This is a genomic window from Actinomycetospora sp. C-140, assembly GCF_054796175.1.
The window spans coordinates 419642-442414 of record NZ_JBTWNF010000002.1 but is presented as its reverse complement, the minus strand read 5'-3'; the positions used below and the strand labels follow the sequence as shown (position 1 = coordinate 442414).

Annotated in this window: 18 protein-coding genes; 12 read left to right on the top strand and 6 right to left on the bottom strand. The window is 72.0% G+C overall.

Annotated features, from left to right (window positions below; genetic code table 11):
- Positions 1–12: 12 nt before the first annotated feature.
- Positions 13–774: an MBL fold metallo-hydrolase gene (locus tag ACR9E3_RS05090; RefSeq protein WP_460378962.1), complete on the top strand. Its 762-nt coding sequence runs from the start codon at positions 13–15 to the stop codon at positions 772–774.
- Between the two features lie 11 nt (positions 775–785).
- Positions 786–2291: a flavin-containing monooxygenase gene (locus tag ACR9E3_RS05085; protein ID WP_460378961.1), complete on the top strand. Its 1506-nt coding sequence runs from the start codon at positions 786–788 to the stop codon at positions 2289–2291.
- On the opposite strand, the gene ACR9E3_RS05080 is transcribed toward ACR9E3_RS05085, so the two are convergent.
- Complete coding sequence (locus ACR9E3_RS05080) at positions 2240–3244, bottom strand: enoyl-CoA hydratase/isomerase family protein (protein ID WP_460378960.1); 1005 nt, start codon at positions 3242–3244, stop codon at positions 2240–2242. The genes ACR9E3_RS05085 and ACR9E3_RS05080 overlap by 52 nt on opposite strands.
- A gap of 93 nt (positions 3245–3337) precedes the next feature.
- Positions 3338–6235, bottom strand: coding sequence for an AfsR/SARP family transcriptional regulator (locus ACR9E3_RS05075; protein WP_460378959.1), 2898 nt, complete (start codon positions 6233–6235; stop codon positions 3338–3340).
- 163 nt (positions 6236–6398) lie between these two features.
- Between ACR9E3_RS05075 and ACR9E3_RS05070 the strand changes: the two genes are divergently transcribed.
- Genes ACR9E3_RS05070 through ACR9E3_RS05045 form a run of 6 tightly spaced genes read left to right on the top strand, consistent with a single transcriptional unit; the run spans position 6399 to position 12725 of the window.
- Positions 6399–6953, top strand: coding sequence for an HdeD family acid-resistance protein (locus ACR9E3_RS05070; RefSeq protein WP_460378958.1), 555 nt, complete (start codon positions 6399–6401; stop codon positions 6951–6953).
- A complete protein-coding gene (locus tag ACR9E3_RS05065; RefSeq protein ID WP_460378957.1) occupies positions 6950–7867 on the top strand; it encodes an alpha/beta hydrolase in 918 nt (305 codons plus the stop codon). Before ACR9E3_RS05070 ends, ACR9E3_RS05065 begins: the two co-directional genes overlap by 4 nt.
- Entirely contained in the window at positions 7864–8175 is a 312-nt protein-coding gene (locus ACR9E3_RS05060) for a YrhK family protein (RefSeq protein WP_460378956.1), read from the top strand. The genes ACR9E3_RS05065 and ACR9E3_RS05060 overlap by 4 nt, the downstream gene beginning before the upstream one ends.
- Positions 8176–8222: 47 nt before the next feature.
- A complete protein-coding gene (locus ACR9E3_RS05055; protein ID WP_460378955.1) occupies positions 8223–9932 on the top strand; it encodes a CocE/NonD family hydrolase in 1710 nt (569 codons plus the stop codon).
- Between the two features lie 29 nt (positions 9933–9961).
- Positions 9962–11797 carry a CocE/NonD family hydrolase gene (locus ACR9E3_RS05050; protein WP_460378954.1) on the top strand — a complete coding sequence of 612 codons (1836 nt, stop codon included), beginning with the start codon at positions 9962–9964 and terminating at the stop codon, positions 11795–11797.
- A gap of 31 nt (positions 11798–11828) precedes the next feature.
- Positions 11829–12725, top strand: a complete 897-nt coding sequence (locus tag ACR9E3_RS05045; protein WP_460378953.1) for a haloalkane dehalogenase — start codon at positions 11829–11831, stop codon at positions 12723–12725.
- A gap of 53 nt (positions 12726–12778) precedes the next feature.
- Here ACR9E3_RS05045 and lysX read toward each other — a convergent pair whose 3' ends face one another.
- Together lysX and ACR9E3_RS05035 are read right to left on the bottom strand one after the other, a co-directional pair.
- Positions 12779–16183: a bifunctional lysylphosphatidylglycerol synthetase/lysine--tRNA ligase LysX gene (lysX, locus tag ACR9E3_RS05040; protein WP_460378952.1), complete on the bottom strand. Its 3405-nt coding sequence runs from the start codon at positions 16181–16183 to the stop codon at positions 12779–12781.
- A 240-nt stretch (positions 16184–16423) separates the two neighbouring features.
- A complete protein-coding gene (locus tag ACR9E3_RS05035) occupies positions 16424–17401 on the bottom strand; it encodes an NAD(P)-dependent alcohol dehydrogenase (protein ID WP_460378951.1) in 978 nt (325 codons plus the stop codon).
- A 572-nt stretch (positions 17402–17973) separates the two neighbouring features.
- Here ACR9E3_RS05035 and ACR9E3_RS05030 point away from each other — a divergent pair.
- Positions 17974–18498: a MarR family winged helix-turn-helix transcriptional regulator gene (locus ACR9E3_RS05030; RefSeq protein ID WP_460378950.1), complete on the top strand. Its 525-nt coding sequence runs from the start codon at positions 17974–17976 to the stop codon at positions 18496–18498.
- Between the two features lie 172 nt (positions 18499–18670).
- On the opposite strand, the gene ACR9E3_RS05025 is transcribed toward ACR9E3_RS05030, so the two are convergent.
- On the bottom strand, positions 18671–19042 hold the full coding sequence (locus ACR9E3_RS05025; protein ID WP_460378949.1) for a hypothetical protein: 372 nt from the start codon (positions 19040–19042) through the stop codon (positions 18671–18673).
- Between the two features lie 484 nt (positions 19043–19526).
- Between ACR9E3_RS05025 and ACR9E3_RS05020 the strand changes: the two genes are divergently transcribed.
- From ACR9E3_RS05020 to ACR9E3_RS05010, 3 genes are all read left to right on the top strand, one after another.
- The gene (locus tag ACR9E3_RS05020; RefSeq protein ID WP_460378948.1) at positions 19527–20048 is read left to right on the top strand and encodes an ANTAR domain-containing protein; all 522 of its coding nucleotides are present in this window, start codon (positions 19527–19529) and stop codon (positions 20046–20048) included.
- Between the two features lie 118 nt (positions 20049–20166).
- Positions 20167–20616 carry an STAS domain-containing protein gene (locus ACR9E3_RS05015; protein ID WP_460378947.1) on the top strand — a complete coding sequence of 150 codons (450 nt, stop codon included), beginning with the start codon at positions 20167–20169 and terminating at the stop codon, positions 20614–20616.
- A gap of 621 nt (positions 20617–21237) precedes the next feature.
- Positions 21238–22311 carry a zinc-binding dehydrogenase gene (locus ACR9E3_RS05010; protein ID WP_460378946.1) on the top strand — a complete coding sequence of 358 codons (1074 nt, stop codon included), beginning with the start codon at positions 21238–21240 and terminating at the stop codon, positions 22309–22311.
- 205 nt (positions 22312–22516) lie between these two features.
- Here ACR9E3_RS05010 and ACR9E3_RS05005 read toward each other — a convergent pair whose 3' ends face one another.
- The gene (locus ACR9E3_RS05005; protein ID WP_460378945.1) at positions 22517–22744 is read right to left on the bottom strand and encodes a hypothetical protein; all 228 of its coding nucleotides are present in this window, start codon (positions 22742–22744) and stop codon (positions 22517–22519) included.
- Positions 22745–22773 lie beyond the last annotated feature (29 nt).

Below are 22773 nucleotides of genomic sequence, written 5' to 3'. Positions count from 1 at the left end.
AGGAAGCGATCGATGTCCGAGGTCCGAGGCCACCAGGTGGCGGACGACGTGTTCGTGTTCACCGGTACCGCCGTGAACTGGGTGCTCATCCGGGAGGGCAGCGAGCTCACCCTCGTGGATGCCGGCTGGCGCGGCGACACCGAGCAGGTCGAGCGATCGATCCGGTCGCTGGGCCGGGAACCGCAGGATCTCCGCGCCGTCGTGCTCACCCACGCGCACGCCGACCACACCGGCGCGCTCAACCACCTGCACGACACCTACGAGGTACCGCTGTACATGGACTCCGCCGAGGTTCCGAACGCCGTGGGCACGGTCGACGAGTCGGGCGGCCCCCTCGACGTCGCGAAGATCCTCTTCCGGCCGCGTGTCGCGCTCTGGGCGGCCCAGATCGTCGGTGTCGGGGCGCTGCGCCACGTCACCGTGCCCGACGCCCAGGCCTTCCCACAGGACGACGGCGCCCTGGACCTCCCCGGTCGACCGGTCCCGGTCGCCACGCCCGGGCACACCTCCGGGCACACCAGCTACCTCCTGCCGTCGGCCGGCGTGCTGATCAGCGGCGACGCGCTGGTCACCGCGCACCCGACGCTCCCTGACGTCGTCGCGCCCCGGCTGCTGCCCGGCTTCTTCTCGAACGACCAGGACAGCGCCGTCCGTGCGCTGAGCACCCTGCGCACGGTCGACGCCGACACCCTGGTCCCCGGCCACGGACCGACCTGGGACGGACCGATCAGCCGGGCGGCCGACGAGGCCCTCGACCACGTCGGCGAGCACTGAGGACAGCGGCCGTGGACAACACCGACAGCACCGTCGTCGAACCGACGGTGGCGATCATCGGCGCGGGCTTCGCGGGCGTCTGTCTGGGCATCAAGCTCAGCCGGGCCGGCATCCCGTTCGTCATCCTGGAGAAGGCGTCGGCCGTGGGCGGCGTCTGGCGCGACAACGTGTATCCCGGCGCCGCCTGCGACGTCCCGTCGCATCTCTACAGCTACTCCTTCGAACCGAGCCACGACTGGTCGCGCGCCTTCGGCCAGGCCGGGGAGATCCGCAGCTACATCGAGACATGCGCGCGCAAGTACGGGGTGCTCGACCACGTGCGCTGCGACGCGGAAGTCACCGCCGCGTCCTTCGACGAGGTCAGCGGGCGGTGGCGGCTCATCCTCGCCGACGGCACCGAGGTGGAGAGTCGCTTCCTCGTGCCGGCCACGGGGCAGCTGAGCCGGCCCGCCGAGCCGAGCCTGCCGGGCCTGGACAGCTTCGAGGGCACGGTGTTCCACTCCGCCCGCTGGGATCACGACTACGAGCTCACCGGGAAGCGGATCGCGGTCATCGGCAGCGGTGCCAGCGCGATCCAGTTCGTTCCGCAGATCGTCGACAAGGTCGCCCAGCTCGTCCTGTTCCAGCGCTCGGCGCCCTACGTGCTGCCCAAGCCTGATCGCCCCTACACACCGCTGGAGAAGTACGTCTACCGGAACTTCCCCGCGACGCTGGCGACCAGTCGCACCCGCAAGTACCTCTACTACGAGGCGCGGGTCATCCCGATGACCAAAGGGCGCGGACTGCCGTTGATCAGGGGTCTGTTCCGACGCCACCTGCGCCGGTGCGTTCCCGACCCGCAGCTGCGGCGCCGTCTGACCCCGACCTACCCGCTCGGCTGCAAGCGCGTCCTGATCTCGAACGACTGGTACCCCGCGATCACGCGCCCGAACGTCGAGGTGCTCTCCACGGGGCTGGCCGAGGTCCGGCCACACGCCGTCGTCGGTGCCGACGGCAGCGAGCGCGAGGTCGACGGGATCATCTTCGGCACCGGCTTCGCCGCCGGCGACCTCCTGGCTCCCATGACGATCACCGGCCTCCAGGGCCTGGATCTCCGGCGGGACGCGTGGCGCGATGGGCCCGAGGCCTACCTGGGAATGACCGTCACCGGCTTCCCGAACATGTTCATCCTCTACGGCCCGAACACGAACCTCGGGCACAACTCCATCATCTACATGCTGGAGAGCCAGACCGACTACGTGCTCAGCGCCATCCGGCACCTCGGCGTGCACGGCCACGGCTGGGCGAACGTCCGCGCCGAGGTGCAGGCCCGGTACAACGACGAGATCCAGCGGCTGCTGTCCGGGACGGTGTGGGAGGCCGGCTGCACCAGCTGGTACCGGTCCGCGAACGGCAAGAACACCAGCAACTGGCCCGGCTTCACCACCGACTACCGCAAACGCACCCGCTTCTTCGACGCCGGCAACTACGAGGTCCGCCCCGCCGTCGAACCGACCGCCTCCTCGTCGCCGCGCTGACCCGCCCCGGCGTTCATGTCGAGCGCCGTCCCGTCCCGCCACGGCTCGAGGTCGGTGAGGAATGTCGAGTCCCCCGACGGATCCTGCCGTTGCAGCCAGCGGGTCAACGCCGCGCGGGTGTTCCGGGTGGACAGGCAGACCATCTGAGCAATGGCCTCGCGGGTCAGGCTCTCCGACAGGGAGACGTCGTCGTGGAAGACCGCCTTCTGCGCCGCGACGACGGGGCGAGGGCGGCGAGCGTACCGGGCGGCGAGCTGCTGGGCGTGCGCGAGCACGTCTCCGTCGACGACGTGGTTGACCAGACCCATCACCGCGGCCTCGTCCGCGCTGATCGCCCGGGCCTCGAGCATCAGCTCGAGGGCGCGCACCGGTCCGATCACCGTCGCCAGCTGCTGGCCGCCGAAGGTGGTGGTGATCCCGATCGTCAGCTCCGGGAGCATGAAGTGCGCGTTCCGGGACGCCAGGCGGACGTCGAAGAACGTCGACACCTCCAGCCCGCCGCCGCCGCACGGCCCGTCGACCGCCGCGATCCACACCGCGGGCGAGCGCAGGATCGCCTCGCACGCGGCGTGGAAACGGGCCAGCAGCCCCAGCGAGGCCAGGGGCGTCCGGTCCAGCAGCCGTCGGACCGGCTCACCGCCCACCGCCGAGACCCTCTTGATCGCCCGCACCACCAGCGACACGGGCGGGCGCGGCAGCGTCGGCGGGAGGGTCTCGGCGCTGTGCAGGAGGTCCGCGATGTCGAAATGGGTGATGTAGCGACCGGGCACTCCGCCGGTGAGGACGACCGCCCCCACGCTCTCGTCGGCGTCCACCGCCGCGACCAGCCGGACGAGATCGTCCTGCATGGGCGCGGTCATGTAGTTGAACGGCGGGGCCACGACGCGCACGGTCAGGACGCGGCCGTCCTGCTCGCACCGCAACGTCGCGAGGTCCAGATCGGCTGTGCGCATCGGCGCGACTCCTCGGTTCCGTCGGTCATCCGGGCCGAGCGGCCCGGCACCCGAGGCACCGTCGCGCGCCTGTCTCCAGTCCGTCTCCAGTCGCTATTCGGCCTCCAGCACTTCCACGACGGACAGCCGCTCGCCGTCCTGCCGGGCCTGCTCGTACTCCGCGTCGGGGAGCCGCTCGCGGGTGAGGTCCTCGAGCGTGCGCGTGAGCTCCCAGCGCGGCCAGGCCAGCGCTGCGCGGCGGTTCTCGGCGCGGGCCGCGGCGTAGATCGTCGCGGCCCGGCGGTAGTCCCCGGACTGGGCGGCGAAGTTGGCGCGGACCTCGAGCGGGCTACCCACGCCGCCGGTGCCCAGCCGCGCGTAGCCGCGGACCAGTCGGTGGAACCAGGGGATGCCCTTGTCGGGGTCGGAGGTCAGCATCGCGGCGAGCATGGGCGGTGCCGCCGTCACCCAGCTGGCCATGACGTTCCCGGCAGCGGTGGCGCGCTCGTGCACGCGTTCCGAGTCGCGGACCGCCTCCTGCCAGCGGCCCGCCGCGAAGGCCGCCGAACAGCCGACGGCGGCCGCGACCAGCTCGAGGTCCGGATCGCCGGCATCGTCGACGACCCGGCGCAGCGTCTCGTGCACCACGCCGATCAGCTCGACCGCGGCCGGCATGTACGCCGCCGGGACGAAGGCCGAGGAGATGAGACGGACCAGACCTTCACCGATCGCGACGAGGTCCTCCGGCGCCGCCGAGGGCAGGTACGCGAGGGCGTACTCGACGTGCGGTCGCGCGAGATCGATCCGCGCCTGCAGGGCCAGCGCCGCGCCGAGTGCCAGCCGGACCGACACGGCGTCGGCAGGCCGAACGTCGTGGGTGCCCTCGTGGACGACGTCGTGGGCGAGCTGCAGCCAGCGGGTGCCCTCGAGCACCCGTGCGCGGTAGTACCAGTACGTCCCGAGCCGGGCCGCGATGTGGGCGCCCCGCACGTCGGGCTCGTCGATGAGGTGCCGGGCCAGGGTGGCGCGGACCGTGGCGTAGCCGTCGTCGAGCGCGTGGAACCACTCGATCTCGTCGGGATGTCCCAGGCGGGGCCGTGCCGCGACCAGCGCCGAGGTCCACGCGTCGCGGCGATCGATGATCGCGGCTTCCTCGCCTGCGCCGACCAGCGCGCGGTGCGCGTGCGCACGGACGGTCGCGAGCTGGCGGAACGTCGTCGACCCACGGCTGCGCTGCGCGCCCTGCACGCTCAGCATCGAGCGGTGCACCAGCTGGGCGAGGATGTCGTCCGCCCCCGCCGGCCCGTCCACCACCTCGCCGAGCACCTCGACGGCCATCGAGCTGGTGAACGGCCCCGGCAGCACCGCGATCCGCCGGTGGGCGACCTGTTCGGGCCCCGTCAGCATCCGGTGGCTCCAGTCGATCGCCGACTGCACCGTGCGGCGATGGTCGTCGCCGCCGCGCCCCAGCCGGCCCAGACGGCCGGGGTCCGCGGAGACCTGCGCCGCGATGTCGTCGAGCGTGTGGCTGCGGACGCGTGCGGCGGCGAGCTCGATCGGCAGGGGGAGCCCGTCGAGGGCCACACAGATCTCCACGGCGCGATCGAGGACCTGGTCGTCGACCGGGAGCGTCGGCGCCGCCGCGGCCAGCCGTTGCAGGAACAGCGCCACGGCGGGAGCCGCGGCACGGTCGGTGCCGGCGTCGTCGCGCGGGAGCCGGAGAGGATCGAGGGTCCAGACGGTCTCGCCGACGACGTCGATCGGCTCGCGGCTGGTGGCGAGGACGCCGCACTCCGGCCGCACGGACGGGTCGGCGCCGGTGGCGAGCGACGCCTCCACGATCCGGGCGACGGCCGGCAGGACGTGCTCGCAGTTGTCGAGCACGACCAGGACACGGCGAGCACGCAGGTAGTCGCCGAGGGCCTCGAGCGGGGTCGCTCCGGCGGGGGCGGCAAAGCCCACCGTCGAGACCACCGTCTCGACGACGAGGGCCTCGTCGGACACCGACGCGAGGTCGACGAACCACACGCCCTCCGGGAACGCCGTGGCCGCACGACGGGCGACCTCGATCGCCAGCCGTGTCTTGCCGCACCCGGCGGCCCCGACGACCGACACCAGCCGGCGTTCGCGGAGCAGCTGCTCGAGCGCGGGCAGGACGTCCTCGCGACCGATCAGCGGCGTCAGGGCGGCCGGCAGGTGCACCTCGGGCGCGGCGGGCGCGACCGGTGGGTGGGGGGCCGGATCCGGCGCTGCCAACCCGGCGTCGTCGTCGAGGATGCGGCGGTGCAGGTTCCGGAGCTCCGCGCCGGGCTCGGTACCGACCTCCTGCATGAACAGGTGATGGGTGTCCCGGTAGCACTGCAACGCCTGCTCACTGCGACCGCTGCGGTACAGCGCCAGCATCTGCTGCGCCCGCAGCGGCTCGCGGAACGGCATCGCGGCGATCAGCGGCTCCACATCGGAGAGTGCCTGGTCGAGCGCCCCCGCCTCGACGAGCGCCTCGATCCGTCGGGCCTCCACCTGTCCGTGCAGCTCGTCGAGGCGGGCGACGGCCGGTTGTGCCCACGGACGCTCGGCGAGCGGGCCGTAGGGGCGACCGCGCCACAACCCCAGCGCCTTGTCGGCGCGGACCACCGCCGCGGCTGCGTGCCCGGCGGCCAGCAGGTCCCGGACCTCGCTCGCGAGCTCGGAGAACAGCACCGAGTCCACGCCGTGGGCCCCGGCCACCAGGCGGTAGCCCCCGGCGTCGTTGACCAGCACCGTCGGCGGCTGCCGTGGGCTGCGACCCGGCTCGAGGAGCTGTCGCAGACGCCAGATGTGTGAGTCCAGGCTCGAGGCGGCGCCGGGGGTGAGGCGCTCACCCCAGGCCGCGTCCATCAAGGCGTCGACCGAGACACGACGGTTCACGTTGATCGTGAGGAGCGCGAGCATCGCGGTCGCTCGCAGCCCGGCGACCGGGCGCTCGTCGGCATCGACGGCCACAGCGATGGCGCCGAGATCCCGCACCCGCATCGGTGGATGTTAGCCGTCACAACGAACGGCGGTGAAGGGATCGTGAGGCCCCGGAGTGAGCGCGCGCGCCGCACCCGGGCCGGACTGGAGTCGGACCGGAGAGCGGGTGGAGTCGGCACCGGCAGCTTGCGGGGGTGACGACGCCGGCTGCGAGGAGAAGGACATGGACATGCCGAGGAACCTGAGGTGGGTCCTCATCGCCCGCGGGATCCTGGCCGTCGCGCTCGGGGTCCTCGCCATCGGCTGGCCGGGCATCACCGTGGGCGTCGTCGTCCTGCTGTTCGCCGTCTACGCACTCGTCGCCGCGGGCACCGACCTCGTGACCGCGATCCACGTCGACGGCGTCGGACCCACGCTCGGACACCTCACCCTGGCGGCGCTCTCCGCGACAGCGGGCCTCGCCGCCCTCCTCTGGCCCGGTGCCACGGCGGTGCTGCTGAGCTGGCTCGTGGCGTTCTGGGCGCTCGCCACCGGCATCGCCGAGATCGTCCTCGCCACACGGCGCGGGATCACGCCCGGCCGGCGTGCGCTGTGGCTGGCGGGTGGACTCGTGTCGGTCGCCCTCGGCCTCGCGCTCGTGCTGCTCCCCGGTGGCGACCCGCTCTCCCTCGGCGTCGCGTTCGGCCTGTTCAGCACGGTCTACGGGATCACGGTGCTGACGCGGACCCTGCGGGCCGCGAGATCCGGCACGCCCATGGCTGCCGAGGGTGCGTCGTGAGCAGGGACCGTGAGCGCATCGACGTCTCCTTCCCCTCCGGTGACGCGTCGTGCGCAGCGTGGTTGTACCTGCCCCGGCCGCACGGAACCCGCGCCCGGCGACCGGTCGTCGTCCTCGGTCACGGCCTCGGGGCCACCCGCGACATGAGCCTCGACCACTACGCCGAGGCCTTCCGCGCCGACGGCTACGCGTGCGTCGTCTTCGACTACCGCCACTTCGGGGACTCCGGCGGACAGCCACGCCAGCTCCTCGACGTGGAGCAGGAGCTCACCGACTGGGCGTCGGCGATCGCCTACGCCCGCTCGCACCCTTCGTGCGACCCCGAGCGCGTCGCGCTCTGGGGCAGCTCGTTCGGCGGCGGGCACGCGCTCACCGCCGCCGCGCGGGATGGCGGGGTGGCGGCCGTCATCGCGCAGTGCCCCTTCACCGACGGCATCGCCTCGATGATGCGCCACGACCCCGTCGCCTCGGTGCGCGTCGGCGCCCGCGCGGTGCGGGACGTCCTCGGAGCCGCGCGAGGACGCGCGCCGGTCACCGTCGGCCTCGTCGGCCGTCGCCGCAGCGCCGCACTGTTGACCGCGCCCGACGCGCTCCCCGGCTACGCCGCGCTGCTGACCCCGGGGACGACGTTCCGCAACGAGGTCGCCGCCCGCTTCGCCTGGCAGCTCCCCCGCTACCGCCCGGGACGGCGCCTGCGTGAGCTGCGGTGCCCGGTGCTGCTGTGCCTGTGCAGCGACGACTCCGTCGCGCCCACCACCCGTACGCGGCGGTACGTCGCCGGCACACGCACGCAGCTCCGCGACTACCCCTTCGGACACTTCGGCATCTACCTCTCCCCTGAGCGGGAGGTCGTCCTCCACGACCAGCGCGAGTTCCTGCGCCGCGAGGTCCCGTCCGAGGGCAGGAGCGCATGAACGGCGGACCGGGCCGGGACGGGAAGCCCCAGAAGCACCCGCTGCTGCTCGCGATCAGCCCCCGGGAACGGACGATCCGGGAGCGCTACGAGCTGGCCAGCATCGTCAACGACATCCTGATCGCGGTCTGGTTCCTGGTGGGCAGCGTCCTGTTCTTCTCCCCGGAGACCACGTTCGCCGGCACGTGGCTGTTCGTCCTCGGCAGCGTCGAGCTCCTCGTGCGCCCGATGATCCGCCTCGCCCGGTGGCTGCACCTCGAGCGACTGATCGACCTCTCGGCCGCGCCCGTCGACGAGCCCGACTTCTGATCGTCCCGCCGCCGGGATCCGCCCGTCCGGCACACACTTCCCGCTCCGTGAACGAGGTCGCCATGCTCACCACCCACGTCGCCGGCACCGAGCCGGGACAGCGCCCGCTCAACGGCCCTCAGACCACCGGCCGCGACTACCGCAACCTCTCCGACGCCGAGTTCGACGTACGGCGAGAGAACGACGTGCGCATCCCGACCCGGGACGGCACCGTGCTCCTCGCCGACGTCTACCGTCCGGACACCGACCGACCGGTCCCGGCGCTCGTCGCCGCCGCGCCCTACCCGCGACAGATCCAGGACCTGGGAGCCCCGACGGGGATCATCGAGGCCGGCATCAGCGACTTCTGGGTGCCCCGCGGCTACGCGCACGTGATCGTGAACCTGCGCGGGATGTGCGGCTCGGAGGGCACCTGGACCTTCTTCGACTCCCAGGAGCGCCTCGACCTCCACGACATCGTCGAGTGGGTCGCCGAGCAGCCCTGGTGCGACGGCCAGGTCGGCATGATGGGGATCAGCTACTACGCGATGGCCCAGCTCGCCGCGGCCACCGAACGCCCCCCGCACCTCGCGGCGATCTTCCCCTTCCACGCCACGATCTCGGGCTTCGAGTTCGCCAACCACAACGGTCTCTACAGCTCCGGGTTCATGGACTCGTGGTTGTCCGCCCTGGCGCTGGTGGCCCCCCGCAACCGGGCCTTCCGCAGCCCGCTGGTGAGCCTCGTTCGCCGCGTCCTCGCGCTCCCGCGCGTGCACCGCCGGTTCGCGACCTTCAACGGCGAGGCCGCCCTGGCCGGGCTCGAGAAGGTCCAACATCTCCCCCACGCCGAGCACCCCTGGGACGACCTCCTCCGCGCGTGCGGCCACGAGCACCCGGTCCGGGACGCGTGGTGGGACGACCGCGAGCTCGTCCACCGCCTCGCCGCCATCGACATCCCGGTCTACCTGGGCACCGAGTGGACCAACGTGCCGATGCACCTGCCGGGGACGCTCGCCGCCTGGGAGCAGCTGGCCGACAAGCCGACCGTGCGGCTGGCCCTGCTCGGCGACCACGGCCTGCCGTGGCCGTGGGAGAGCATGCACGTCGAGGCCCTGGCGTGGTTCGACCAGTGGCTCAAGGGCCGCGACACCGGGATCCTGGAGGGGCCGCCGATCCGGTACGTGCTGCCCGGCGCCGACGGGTGGCGCACCGCGCACGAGTGGCCGCCGAAGGCCGACCTCACCGAGCTGGTCCTGCAGGCCGACGGGCGACTCGGTCACGAACCGTCCGACGGCGGGCGGAGCTACGACAGCGCGTACGGCCGGCTGGCCTGGACCGGCTCCCCGCTGCCCGCGGACCTCGACGTCCTCGGACACGGCGAGCTGGCCCTCACGGCGACGAGCACCGCGTCCGACACCGGCTGGATCGTGCTGCTCGAGGACCTCGCCCCCGACGGCACCGCCACCCCCATCACCCAGGGCTGGTTGCGCGCCGCGCTGCGCGAGGTCGACGAGCAGACCAGCGTTCCTGGACGCCCGATCCTGCCCGTGCGCCGCGCGGTCCCGGTCCCGGTCGGCGAGCCGGTCGAGTACCGCGTCCCGCTGGTGCCGACCGCCCGCCGGTTCGCCGCCGGTCACCGCCTCCGGCTCACCGTGACCAGCGACGACACCGTGCCGGGCAGCCGCCCGATGCTCGGCTTCACCCACACCCCGGTCGCGACGACCGCGACCAACACCGTGCACGCGACCTCGCGGCTGCTGCTGCCGGTCGCGCCCTGAACCCCCGTTCCCGAGAGGACACGGACACCATGACCAGCCAGCAGAGCCCGGCCCGCCACGTCGCGGCCGCCGGCACCGAACCCGGGCAGCGACAGCTCAACGGGCTCCAGACGTCCGGACGCACGTACCACGACCTCAGCGAGGTCCGGTACGCGATCTCCCGGACGAACTCGATCACCATCCCGGTCCGGGACGGCACCCGCCTGCGGGCCGACGTGTTCCTGCCCACCGACGGCGACCCGGCCACGACGGTCAGCGTGGACGGGTCGGTCCGGGACGATCCCCACGGCGTCGCCGCGCCCGCGCTGTTCTCGTTCACCTGCTACCCGCGGCAGGTCCAGGACCTGGGCGCGCCGCTCGGTTTCATCGAGGCGGGCGCCAGCGACTTCTTCGTCCCCCGCGGCTACGCCCACGTGATCGTCAACGCCCGGGGCACGTCGGGCTCGGAGGGCACGTTCGGCCTCTACGACGCGCAGGAGCACGCGGACATCCACGACGTCGTGGAGTGGATCGGCGTCCAGCCGTGGTGCGACGGCGCCGTCGGCGGGATCGGGATCAGCTACTTCGCGATGGCCCAGCTCGCCGCCGCGGCCCTCGGGGCCCCGCACCTCAAGGCGATCTTCCCGTACGCGACGATGGACGACCTCTACGACGCGGTCTGGCAGCGTGGCGTGCTCAGCTCCGGGTTCTTCGCCGCGTGGATGTCCGCGGTCGGGGCCATGGCCGCGGTCCCGGACGAGTTCTGGCGCGGCCGCCGCGTCGACTTCGCCCGCCGGCTGCTCAACACCCCCCATGTGCACAAGCAGATGGAGCACGTCACCGGCGACACCGCGGCCAAGGTCCTCGGGACGCTGAACCACACCCACGACGCCGAGGAGCCCTTCGGGCGGCTGTGGCAGGAGGGCGCGATCGAGCACCCCACCCACGACGCCTGGTGGGACGACCGTTCCGTGCGCCCGGCGCTGGCCGACATCGACATCCCGGTCTACCTGGGGTGTCAGTGGGACAACGTGCCGATGCACCTGCCCAGCACCTTCCCGGTCTGGCGCCGCCTGGCCCACAACCCCCGTGTCCGGATGACCCTGCCGGCCGAGAACGCCCTGGCCTGGCCGTGGGAGAGCCTGCACGTCGAGGCGCTCGCCTGGTTCGACCAATGGCTCAAGGGCCGGGAGACCGGGATCGACGACGGGCCCCCGATCCGCTACGTCATCCCCGGCACGGACCAGTGGCGCAGCGCCGAGCAGTGGCCTCCCGAGCAGACCACCCTCGTGCCCTACGCCCTGCGCGCCGACGGCGTCCTGTCCCCGGACGAGGGCGAGCCCGGGGCCCGCAGCTACCTCTACATCGCCGCCGAGGTCGGCCGCCCCCGCAACGCCGACCCGCCGACCCTCCCCGACCGCCTGACGTGGGAGACCGAGCCCGCCGACGTCCCGATGGACATCGTCGGGGACATCGAGCTCGACCTCGACGCCGAGATCACCGCCCTGGACACCGCGTGGATCGCGGTGCTCCACGACCTGGCCCCCGACGCCACCGCCACGCCGATCAGCGCGGGCTGGCTGCGCGCCACACTGCGCACCGTCGACGAGGTCGCGAGCCGGCCCGGCAGCCCGGTGATCCCGTGCCGCGAACCCGCCGCGGTGCCGGTCGGCCGGGTCGTCCGCTACCGGATCCCGATCGTGCCCAACGCCCGACGGATCGCGCCCGGACACCGCCTGCAGCTGGTGCTGGCCAGCCACGACGACGGTCCCGACGGCCCCACGGTGCTCGGCTTCGTGCACACCCCGGTCGCCGAGTCCAGCCGCAACACCGTCCGTTCCTCGTCGCGTCTGCTGCTCCCGATCCTGCCCGCCGACCAGTCGTGAGCGATCACCCGAACATCGAAGGAGACCTGCTGTGACCACCGCACCGACACCGTCCGCGACCGACGACCACCCCCGCCGGCGGGTCGAGGTCGACGGACTCGAGATGTCCTACGTCGACACCGGCACCGGCGACCCGATCGTCTTCCTGCACGGCAACCCGACGTCGGCCTACCTGTGGCGCAACGTCATCCCGCACGTCGCGGACCTGGGGCGCTGCCTGGCACCGGACCTGATCGGGCACGGCGACTCGGCCAAGGCGCCGGAGTACAACTACCGCTTCGTCGACCACGTGCGCTGGCTCGACGAGTGGTTCGACGCCGTCGGCGCCACCGCGAACGTCCACCTCGTCGTCCACGACTGGGGCTCGGGTCTGGGATTCCACCGAGCGAAGCGCTTCCCCGACCAGATCGCCTCGATCACTTACATGGAAGCCCTCGTCCAGCCGCGGCCCTGGGACGGCTTCGGCGACGGGGAACCGATGTTCCGCGCACTGCGGACCGCCCGGGGCGAGGAGATGGCGCTGGGCGACAACATCTTCGTCGAGGACGTCATCCCCGGAACGGTCCTGCGCACGATGACCACCGAGGAGATGGAGATCTACCGGGCTCCCTATCCGACCAGGGAGAGCCGCATCCCCACCCTGCTGTGGGCCCGGGAGATTCCCGTCGAGGGCGAGACCCGGCCCGCCGACATGTTCGACATCGTCACCGACTACGCCGCGTTCATGAAGGGCACGCCGATCCCGAAGCTGTTCGTGCGCGCCAATCCCGGCAACATCCTCCACGAGCCCGGTGTCGAGGTCGACCACTGCCGCACCTGGCCCAACCAGCACGAGGTCGAGGTCCCCGGCGTCCACTTCGTGCAGGAGGACTCGCCCGACCAGATCGGGCAGGCGCTGCGTGGGTTCCTCCGCGGCCTCGAGGCGTAGGGACACCTGCCACGGAGGCGTGCCCCGTGCCCTGGGCGACGTCCTCGGCCGACTCAGTGCCCGGGCCGGACGATCGGGAACAGCAGGCTCTCGCGGATCGTGCTGCCGGTCAGCATCATGACCATGCGGTCGACGCCCATCCCCAACCCGCCGGACGGCGGCATGGCGTACTCGAGGGCGAGCAGGAAGTCCTCGTCGAGCTCCATCGCCTCGGCGTCCCCACCGGCCGCCAGGAGCGACTGCTCGGTGAGCCGCTTGCGCTGCTCGACCGGGTCGACCAGCTCCGAGTAGGCGGTCCCGATCTCGGCGCCGAAGCAGACCAGGTCCCAGCGCTCGGCGAGCCGCGGGTCGTCGCGGTGCTGGCGGGTGAGCGGGGAGACATCGGTCGGGAAGTCCCGGTAGAAGGTCGGCTCGAGGGTGTGGTCCTCGACGAGGTGCTCGTAGAGCTCCAGGACGACGGCTCCCCGGCCCCAGTGCGGGTCGTAGGGGACGTCGACGCGATCGCAGTGGCGGCGCAGCTCCTCGATCGTGGTGTCGGCGGTGACCTCCTCGCCCAGCGCGTGGGAGATGGCGTCGTTGACGGTCGTCGCGCGCCAGGTCCCGCCGAGGTCGTACTCCCGGCCCTGGTGGACGACGACGGTGCCGCCCAGCGCGGCGCGGGCGGCCTGCTGGATCATGTCCTGCACCATCGTCTGCATGGTGTCGTAGTCGCCGTAGGCCTCGTACGCCTCGAGCATGGTGAACTCGGGGTTGTGGGTGGCGTCCGCGCCCTCGTTGCGGAAGTTGCGGTTGAGCTCGAACACCTTCTCCGCGCCCCCGACCATGAGTCGTTTGAGGTAGAGCTCGGGGGCGATGCGCAGGTAGAGGCGCATGTCGTAGGCGTTGATGTGGGTGGTGAACGGCCGGGCGTTGGCTCCGCCGTGCACCGGCTGCAGCATCGGGGTCTCGACCTCGAGGTAGCCCTGGCCGGTCAGGCACTCGCGGACCGCGTGCACGGCGTCCGACCGTTGCCGCAGCATGCGGCGGGACGCGCTGTTGACCACCAGGTCGAGGTAGCGCTGCCGGACCCGGGCCTCGGGGTCGGCCAGGCCGCGGCGCTTGTCGGGCAGGGGGCGCAGGCACTTCGCAGTGATCGACCACGCGGTCGCCAGCACGGACAGCTCCCCGCGGCGGGACGTCCCGACCTCGCCGGTGACGCCCACGTGGTCGCCGAGGTCGACCTGCCGCGCCCAGTCGCGCACGCCGTCACGGCCGAGCCGGTCGACCGCGAGCATCACCTGCAGCTGCGCGTCGCCCTCCTGCAGCACGGCGAAGCACAGCCCGCCGAAGTCGCGGACACGCACGACCCGCCCGGTCACGGCCACGCGCTCGCCGGTCGCCGCGTCCGCCTCGAGGTGCCCGAACCGGGCTCGGATCTCCGCGAGGCTCGCGGTTCGCGGGTGTCCGACGGGGTAGGGGTCGACGCCGTCGGCCAGCATCCGCTCGTACTTCGCGTGCCGCACGCGGACCTGCTCGGGCAGCCGGGCGAGGCGGGCCGCGAGCTGCGCCGCGACGGGGTCCTCCGCCTCGGTCGTGGTCGGCGGGGGAAGGGCGACGGCCGGGCCACCACCCTCGGCGGCGAGGCCGCGGCGCTGCAGGGTCCGCAAGCTGGGGGTGGTGAGGAACCCCTCCGCCGCCGCGGCGGCCAGACCGAGCCGCGGGAGGTCGCGGGCGGCGCGGTAGCACAGGTAGCGCGGCGTCCAGATCGGCTGGTACTTGGCGTTCGCGCGGTACAGCGACTCGAGCTGCCACCAGCGCGACCCCAGCACGAGCAGGCGCCGCCACAGCCGGAGCACCGGGCCGGCCCCGATCCGCTCGCCCTGCTCGAACGCGGCGCGGAACATCGCGAAGTTGAGCGACAGGCGGTCCACCCCGAGGGTGCGCGCCTGCTCGACGAGCGAGGCGACCATGAACTCGGTCAGGCCGTTCTCGGCGGAGCGGTCGCGACGCATCAGGTCCAGGGACAGGCCGTGGCGGCCCCACGGCACGAACGACAGCAGTGCCCGCAGCTCCCCGGCGCCGTCGAAGCACTCGACCAGCACGCACTGCCCGTCCGCGGGGTCGCCCAGGCGGGAGAGCGCCATCGAGAAGCCGCGCTCGGCGTCGGTGTCGCGCCAGGCGTCGGCGCGCTCGACGACCTCCCTCATCTCGTCCGGGGACAGGTCGGCGTGCCGCCGGACGCGGACGGTGTGGCCCGTCCGCTCCACCCGGCTCACGGCCTGGCGGACCACCCGCATCGACCGGCCCTCCATCGAGAACTCCCGGACGTCGAGGACCGCCTCGTCGCCCAGCTCGACGACGCTCAGCCCCGCGCCCGCATAGGCGCGGGCACCGCGCTCGCTCGCGCCCATCACCGCGGGCAGCCAGCCGTACCGGCGCAACTCGTCCAGCCAGGCCTCGATCGCGCCCGGCCACGCCTCCGGCGCGCCGATCGGGTCTCCACTGGCGAGGCTGACGCCGGAGACGACACGGAAGGTCACCGCGGACTTGCCCGACCTCGAGAACACGGCGGCCTTGTCGCGGCGGGTGGCGAAGTAGCCCAGGGAGTCGTCCTCGCCGTACTGGTCGAGCAGCACCCGCAGCCGCTGCTCGTCGGTGGGATCGAGCCGGCGACGGTCGCGACGGGGCCGGAACAGCACGTACGCGGCGGCCAGCACGGCGAGGGCGCCGAACAGCCCGCACAGGAACGTGACCGCGCGCGGTCCGGCGCCGGCGATGCCCACCGCTCCGGGGTCGCCGAGACCGCCGAGCACGTAGGTGACGGCCCACCCGAGCCGGTCCGCGGGATTGCTGAGCGTGCCCGGGAACAGCTGCAGCAGACCCCAGCCGAGCAGGGTGCCGGCGAGGACGAGGGCGAGGTAGGTCCCCAGCGCGCGCCACCCGCTGTTGTGCTGCGTCCGCGCGGTGAACCGTCGGCGGGCGACGAGCAGGATCGCGAGGGCCGCGACGCCGAACGCCAGCCGCAGCCACGTCCCCGTGGCACCGATCTGGAGGGTGACCGGGTCCTCCGCGTCGGTGTCGATCCTGAACTCGACACCGCCGAGCACGCGGCCCAGCACGACGTAGACCACGACGAACCACCACGCCACGCGCATCCGTCGACGCACGGCCGACGCGAGGATGCCCAGGAAGGTCGCGATGGCCAGGCTCGGCGGCGCCTCGACCGACACGACCTCGATGGCGATCCGCAGCCACTCCAGGGGCGCACGCAGGGGCGGCACGATCGCGGTGACGGCGCAGAAGATCGCGACGAACGCGAGGTAGCCGGCGAGGAGATCCGGCACCCGGTCGGCGAACCGTGCCAACGCCGACCGGCCGGCCGGTGGCGACTCGTCGCGGCGCGCCGCGGTCGGCGACGGCGTCTGCGCGGATCCGGTCCCCGGGGCCCGGGGCGGCTCGTCGGCCGTCAGCTCGACCATGTCGTCTCTCCGAGAGATGTCGCCGGCCCCGGCGCGCGTCCCCGGCCTGGGCTTCTGCCGTCAGCATGGCGATCAATCCGAGGAACGGATACAGCGATATGCGTGGTCGCGTGGTCACGCAGCTCGTTGATCGACGAACCCACCTCAGCCGCCATCTCGCACCGCGACCCGCACCACGTACCGAGTTGTCCGAGCTGACGTCCGTGACCGGGAGCGATCCACCCGGTCTCGGGGTCGAGCTCAGACGGTGATGACCGCCTTGCCCAAGACGTGGCCGGCCGCGAGGCGCTCGACGGCTTCGGGGGCGTCGCCCAGCGCGAAAGGTCGGTCCGTGGTCGAGGTGACGGCGCCGTCGTCGACGAAGGCTGCGAGGCGATCGAGGCCGGAGAAGTGCTCCTTGTTGGTGACCATGACCAGCCGCTGGGAGACGAAGGGGTTGAGCAGTGTGGCGTACAGCTGGCGGCCCATGCCGGGGCTCCACGTGGCGCCGTTCTCTCCGCCGACGATCGCCAGGGTGCCGCTGGGTGCCAGGGCGCTGCGCAGCCTGTTGACCGGCGTGACTCCACCGATGTCGAGGATCACGTCGAACACGCGCGACCCGTCGGTGACGTCCTCCCGCGTGTAGTCGATGACTTCCGCGGCCCCGAGGTCGCGCACGAGCGCCAGTTTGGGCGTGCTGGCGACACCGGTGACGGTCGCCCCGGCCGCGACGGCGAGCTGGACCGCGTAGGTGCCCACCCCGCCGGAGGCCCCGACGACGAGGACGGACTGTCCGGCGGTCACGCCGGCGGTGTCGACCGCTCGCAGCGCCGTGAGCGCGGAGACGGGCATGGCAGCGGCGTTCTCGAAGCTCAGCCCCGCGGGCTTGCGGGCGAGCTTGTCCTCCCGCGCCACGGCGTACTCGGCGAACGAACCCCGGGCGATGCCGAACACCTCGTCACCGACGCGGAAGCGGGTGACGCCCGGGCCGACGGCGACGACATCCCCGGCGGCGTCCTGGCCGAGGACCGGGTTCTTCGGTCTGCGGACCCCGAAGCCGAGCAACCGCATGAGATAGGGCTCCCCGGTCATGAGGTGGACGTCCCCGCGGCTGACACCGGCCGCGTGCACCCGGACCAGCACCTCACCGTCCCCGGCGGTCGGCCGGTCGATCTCGCGCAGCTCGAGGACCTCGGCCGATCCGTAGGTGTCCTGCACGATGGCCTTCATGGTGGTCATGTCGCGCTCCTGACCGAGGCGGCTCCGCCCTCGTCCGATGTGGTGCTCTCACCACCACGGCAGGAGCCGGTGCCCTCGCCGACGTGCTGACTGGAACTGACGATGTCGACGCCGCGCGGGCCGCCCACGAACGCGTCCACCGGCCGCGAGTCACACGCGCCCAGCGAGTCGCCGGTTACGGGGCGTCCGTGCTGGTGGCGAAGACCGACCGCGGCATCGCCCCGCGCGACCACGCAGTCACGGGATTGAGCGGGTCTGACTGCCGGGAGCCGGATCAGGAGCCGACCCGTGCTCCGCTCATCGACGGGCCGGCAAGGGGTTCCGAGCGGGCGGGGAGGTGACCAGGTCGTCGCGCGCGCCGACCAGCACGTGCGCTCCCCGTTCGGCGGCGTGGGCGAGGGCGCGCATAGAACTTGTCCTGCCGATCTCGGCTTCGCCCGGACGCAGCCTGTTCCGGCGCGGCGCGGGAGGTGGGCGGCCGCTCGGGAGGTGGCTCGTCGATCCATCGTCGGTCGAAGTGCCGATCGATAGCCTCTGGGCGACGTACGGGCTCGGTCGACCGGGGAGTCTGCATGCGGGAACTGGCCCAGCGGTTGCGACGGTTGATCGTGGCGACCGACGATTATCGCCGTGCGATGGCCGCCTCGGTGGAGGTGAGCACGGTGGAAGCGGCGGTGCTCGGCGAGCTGCTGCACGAGGGCGAGCTCAGTCCCACGGTCATCGCTCGGTCGGCGGGGCTGACCCCGGGCTCGGCGACCGCGCTGATCGACCGGCTGGTCTCGCTGGACCTGGTGGCGCGCGAGCCGCACCCGGATGACGGCCGGCGGATCCTGGTCGCGTTGCGGCCGCGCGGCCGGGCGATCATCCAGACCATGTTCTCGCTGTTCGCCACCGACCTCGATGAGGCTCTGCGTCGCTCGGATCCCCGGCTGGCCGATGACGTGGAACTGCGCCGGCTCGTCGGCGACCTCCTCGGCAACATGGCGTCGTCGCTGCGGTCTCGGGCTCAGGACCGTCGGCGGATCCGAGCGGCCATCGACGCGGCCCTCGCTCGGCAGCCGGGGCGACCTGGACGGCCTCGCATCGATCGCGAATAACGAGCCACACCGCGGCGGCAGCGGTCGGAGTTCGGGGTTGGGGTCGGTCGATCGACCCGGGGTGTGTCGACCGACCGACCCCATACCTGCGGCGGCGGCAGCGGGCGGTCTGCCTCCCGCAGCAGGAGCTTGACGTCGGGAGCGGGGCGCGGGCCGGCGAAACGGACGAGGATCAGGCTCCACTGGTCTCGTGGCCTCTGGATCCCGCGAGCGCGAGGTGGCGGTGCTGGCAGCGCAAGGGCGGAGCGAACCGCACCCCTTCGAGTATCCGGACGTCGAGGGCGAGCTCGTCGTCCGTCCCGATGGGCATGATCGGCGCCGACAGGTCGATCGCTTCGCCTTGGGGGTCGCTCGCCGGCACCGACACTTCGCGAATTCTTCCGTGGGCGATGACCGAGGTCGTACTCCCACCCCCGAGCGAGGTGAGCTGCACGTGCAGCGACCCTACGGCGAACCGGTGCACCTTCAGTTCGGCCGCAGCGTGGAAGACGATCACATCACCGGTGACGCGATACTCCGAAATCGGATCGAGAGTGGGCAGCATCCGACGGTTGTAGATGAGCCACCCGGCGTCGAGAGATCTCAACACCGACCAACACTCCTCCTGACCCAACTTGTCCGATTCGTGAGGGTTCATCCCCAGCTCTCCCGACTGCCGTCGATTCGCATCTCTTTTGGCCATCGAAGTACCGAGGGTGGAGGCGAGGCGAGCCCTGCGCATCGTCCGTCCGGTCGAATCTCGTTCAGTAGCCGCGCAAGGACATCGCGTAGTCGGTGCACCGAACAGCGACCGAACTGCGCGACGATTGTCCTCCCGATCCGGAGATCGAACCGGAGGCAGCGAGTCCCGTCCTTGTCGAGAGGGATTGCCCTGAATGGAGCCTTTTGCTTTCGTTGAACACCGCACTAGCTTCGGCGCCGCTCGAGCCCAGTAGCCCTGATCGCCGTCGCCCGAGCGGGCCGCCAGCGTCGGCCACCCTCGCGACGACACCCGGCGACCTCACTGCCCACCAGAATCGGGAGGACGCATGGCCGCATCCCGGGCTCGTCGGAATGTGTGCATCCTTCGCGACGCTGCCGATCCGGCCCCGCCGGGCGGGTCAACCGGCCCGCACACCTCTCGTCAAGAGTGTCGCGAGCACTCGGCCGAGATCGAGGCCGAGATCGAGGCGGTGGTCGATGGCGCGGAGCGCATCCAGCGCGCGGAGAGACGGGCCGAGCGGGCCGAGCAGCGTCAGCTCGCCCTCGAGAAGGCCCTCACCTCGCGAGCAACCATCGACCAGGTCAAGGGCATCCTCATGGTGGTGTTCGGCCTGGACGCCGACGCCTCGTTCCGGGTCCTGGTCTGGCTGTCCCAGCAGTCGAACACCAAGATCGCTGATCTCTGCCTCGACATCCTCCGCGCCTCCCCCGCCGTTCCCGACTCCCTGCAGGAGGAGCTCATCGACGTGCTCTACGGCCGCCTGCGTCCCCGGGGAGCGCATCGAAGACGTCGACGGTCCACGCCGCGGACGCCGGTCGCTCTCTCCGCCCGGCGGACGACCACGTGACAGCATGCTCCGACCGCACGACACCCAGCGGCCTCGATCCGCCCGGCGACGAGACGCTGTTCTCGTCCCGCGAAGCGCTCGGTCTGAACCGTTCGTCCGACCGTGGCGCGACTGCAGCATGAGCCAGCCACGAGGAAACACGAATGAGCTGGACAAGACCTCGCGCACCGACGTGGCGACCGCCGAGTTCGCCACGTTCGTCGTTCACGGTGCACGGCACCCGGTGCGCGTCATGGCGATCAGCAGCGAGATCGATCGCAGCAACACCCAGGAACTGCGCGCGAAACTGCACGACCTCATTCACCCCAGCACCCTCGCCCCGGTACATCACGAGGGCTCAGAACTGATTACCGACGTCGTGGTCGACCTGCGCCGCATACGCTTCATCTCAGCAGGCGCCCTGGCCGCACTGGCCCTCCAACGCGACACGACAGGACATCGCCTACGGCTCGTCCTCGGCAGCCGTGACATCGCGCACCGAGTGCTGACCAGCGCCGGCCTCGACAACGAGGTCGAGCTCTACGAGGACCTCCCAGAAGCCGTGCTTGCCGAGCCCGCAAGCGACTAATCCTGCGCCATTCATGCCGGTAGGACCGCTACCGGGCTCACGGGCCCGCTCGGCCGACTGCCGCTAGCGAGTCGGGGGGGCGAGCAGGCCATGGCACGACGGGTAGACGACGGGGCCTCGTGTGCACGGCCTCTCGCCGATCGGCGCCATGAGGAAGTGCCATGAGGAAGGTGGATTGAACGTGGATAGTCATGGGGACGCCAGGTCCAACACAATTCCCATCGACAGCACGACCAGATCGAGAGCCTTCAAGTTGACGGGTGAAGCGCTGAGCCATGCCGAACCATCGAGAGCGGCACCGAGGCCGCGATAAGGCCCCCCACCAGGGAGTCAAGGACATACTTCATCGCAGCGAACGTCGCAATCACCAACACCGTCCGCGGCATCGCCCTGCGCGACCTCGCAGTCAAGATGGTCGGGCGGATCTCTGACATCCGGACCCCGGACCAGGGCCCGGGCTCCGCAGACCAGATCGAGAGACGCGGCGGGCGCCGACCCTCGACGAGTGGTCGACCCGGGCCATTGCGCCGTACAGCAGCAGTTCCGCGTGCTCGACGCCGTGAATGTGGGGCGGCTACCCGGGCCGGGCCGCCGGCTCGGCTGCCTCAGGGAGGCACGGGCGTGCACGACGAGCCGATGATGACCGCCGCCGTCCTCACTGCGTTCGGCGGGCCCGAGGTCCTGCACGTCCGGCACGACTTCCCGATCCCTCTCCCGGGCCGGGAGCAGGTCCGGGTACGGGTGAGCGCCGCATCGCTGAACAACACCGATGTGTGGACCCGCGAGGGGGCTTACGGGACCGCCGACGACCCCACCGCCCCAGCAGGCTGGCTCGGACCGATCGCGTTCCCCCGCATCCAGGGTGGAGACGTCGCGGGGGTTGTCGATGCTGTCGGGGAGGACGTGCCGCCGGAACTCGTGGGGCGTCGCGTGCTGGTCGATCCCGCCCGCTACGCCGGCGACGGGAGCGATGCGCCGATCGTGGCGGTACTCGGTAGCGAGTTCGACGGCGGGTTCGCCGAGTACACGGTCGTCGACGCCGCCCGCGCCCACGACGTCACCGACTCCCCGCTGACCGACGAGGAGCTGGCCTGTCTGCCCATCGCCTCCGGCACCGCGATGGGGATGTTGGAACGTGGCGGCATCCTGCCCGGAGAGACAGTTGTGGTGACCGGCGCCTCTGGAGGCGTGGGATTGGCTGCGGTCGGCCTCGCCGCGGCCCGCGGAGCACGGGTCACAGCGATCACTGAACAGGCCAAAGCCGCTCTGGTCGAGGACGCCGGCGCCGTGCACACCGTCGACCGCTCCGGCCCCGGCAGAGACGCGGTCGCCGCGATCCGCGCAGCCCACCCGGGCGGAGTCGACGCCGTGGTCGATGTCGTTGGCGGAGACCAACTCGCACGCCTGATCGATGCTCTCGTACCCGGCGGGCGGGCCGTGGTGGCCGGAGCAGTGGCAGGGCCGGTCCCGGCGATCGATCTTCGACGGCTCTATCTGCACAACCGCAGGCTCATCGGGTCGACGATGCACACCACCGCGCATTTCGCGAAGCTGGTCGAGCACGCCCGTGCAGGAGAAGTCCACCCCAGAGTCGCGGCTCGTTACGCGCTCACCGCGATCCACGAAGCCCAGGCGCAGTTCGTGCGGCGCGAACACGTCGGCAAGATTGTCTTGCTTCCTGGCGGCGCAAATTGACCAACGGCATCCTCGGTCGCCACACCTGTGGCGATGCACCCGACGAGCCGGCTCGGTCGGAGAGAACGAGCAGTGATTCGCCGGCGCCGGCGGTCCCGACAGGCACGATGGGCACGGCGTGGTCGATGGCGAGGCGGGCGAAGCCCTGCCGGCTGCCGAAGCTGACGCGGTTGCGGTCGGGGGAGGCTATGAAGGCGTCGAGGTCTCAGCCGGGCAGGACGAGCAGGTGGTGCCCGGCGGCGAGTGCCTCGTCAGCGGCGTCGGGGCTGGCCGGCCGGCAGCCGAGCTCCTCGAGCACGGAGCCGACGCCGAGGGCCCAGGCGAACTGGTGGACCAGGATGTCCATGGGACCGGCGAGGCCGGAGTCGCGCAGCGCCGCGAAGGCGGCGAGGACGTGGAGGTCGAAGACTCCGCCGAATCCGTGGTTGCTCACGATCAGGCTCGGCGCGTCCGGGAGCGGAG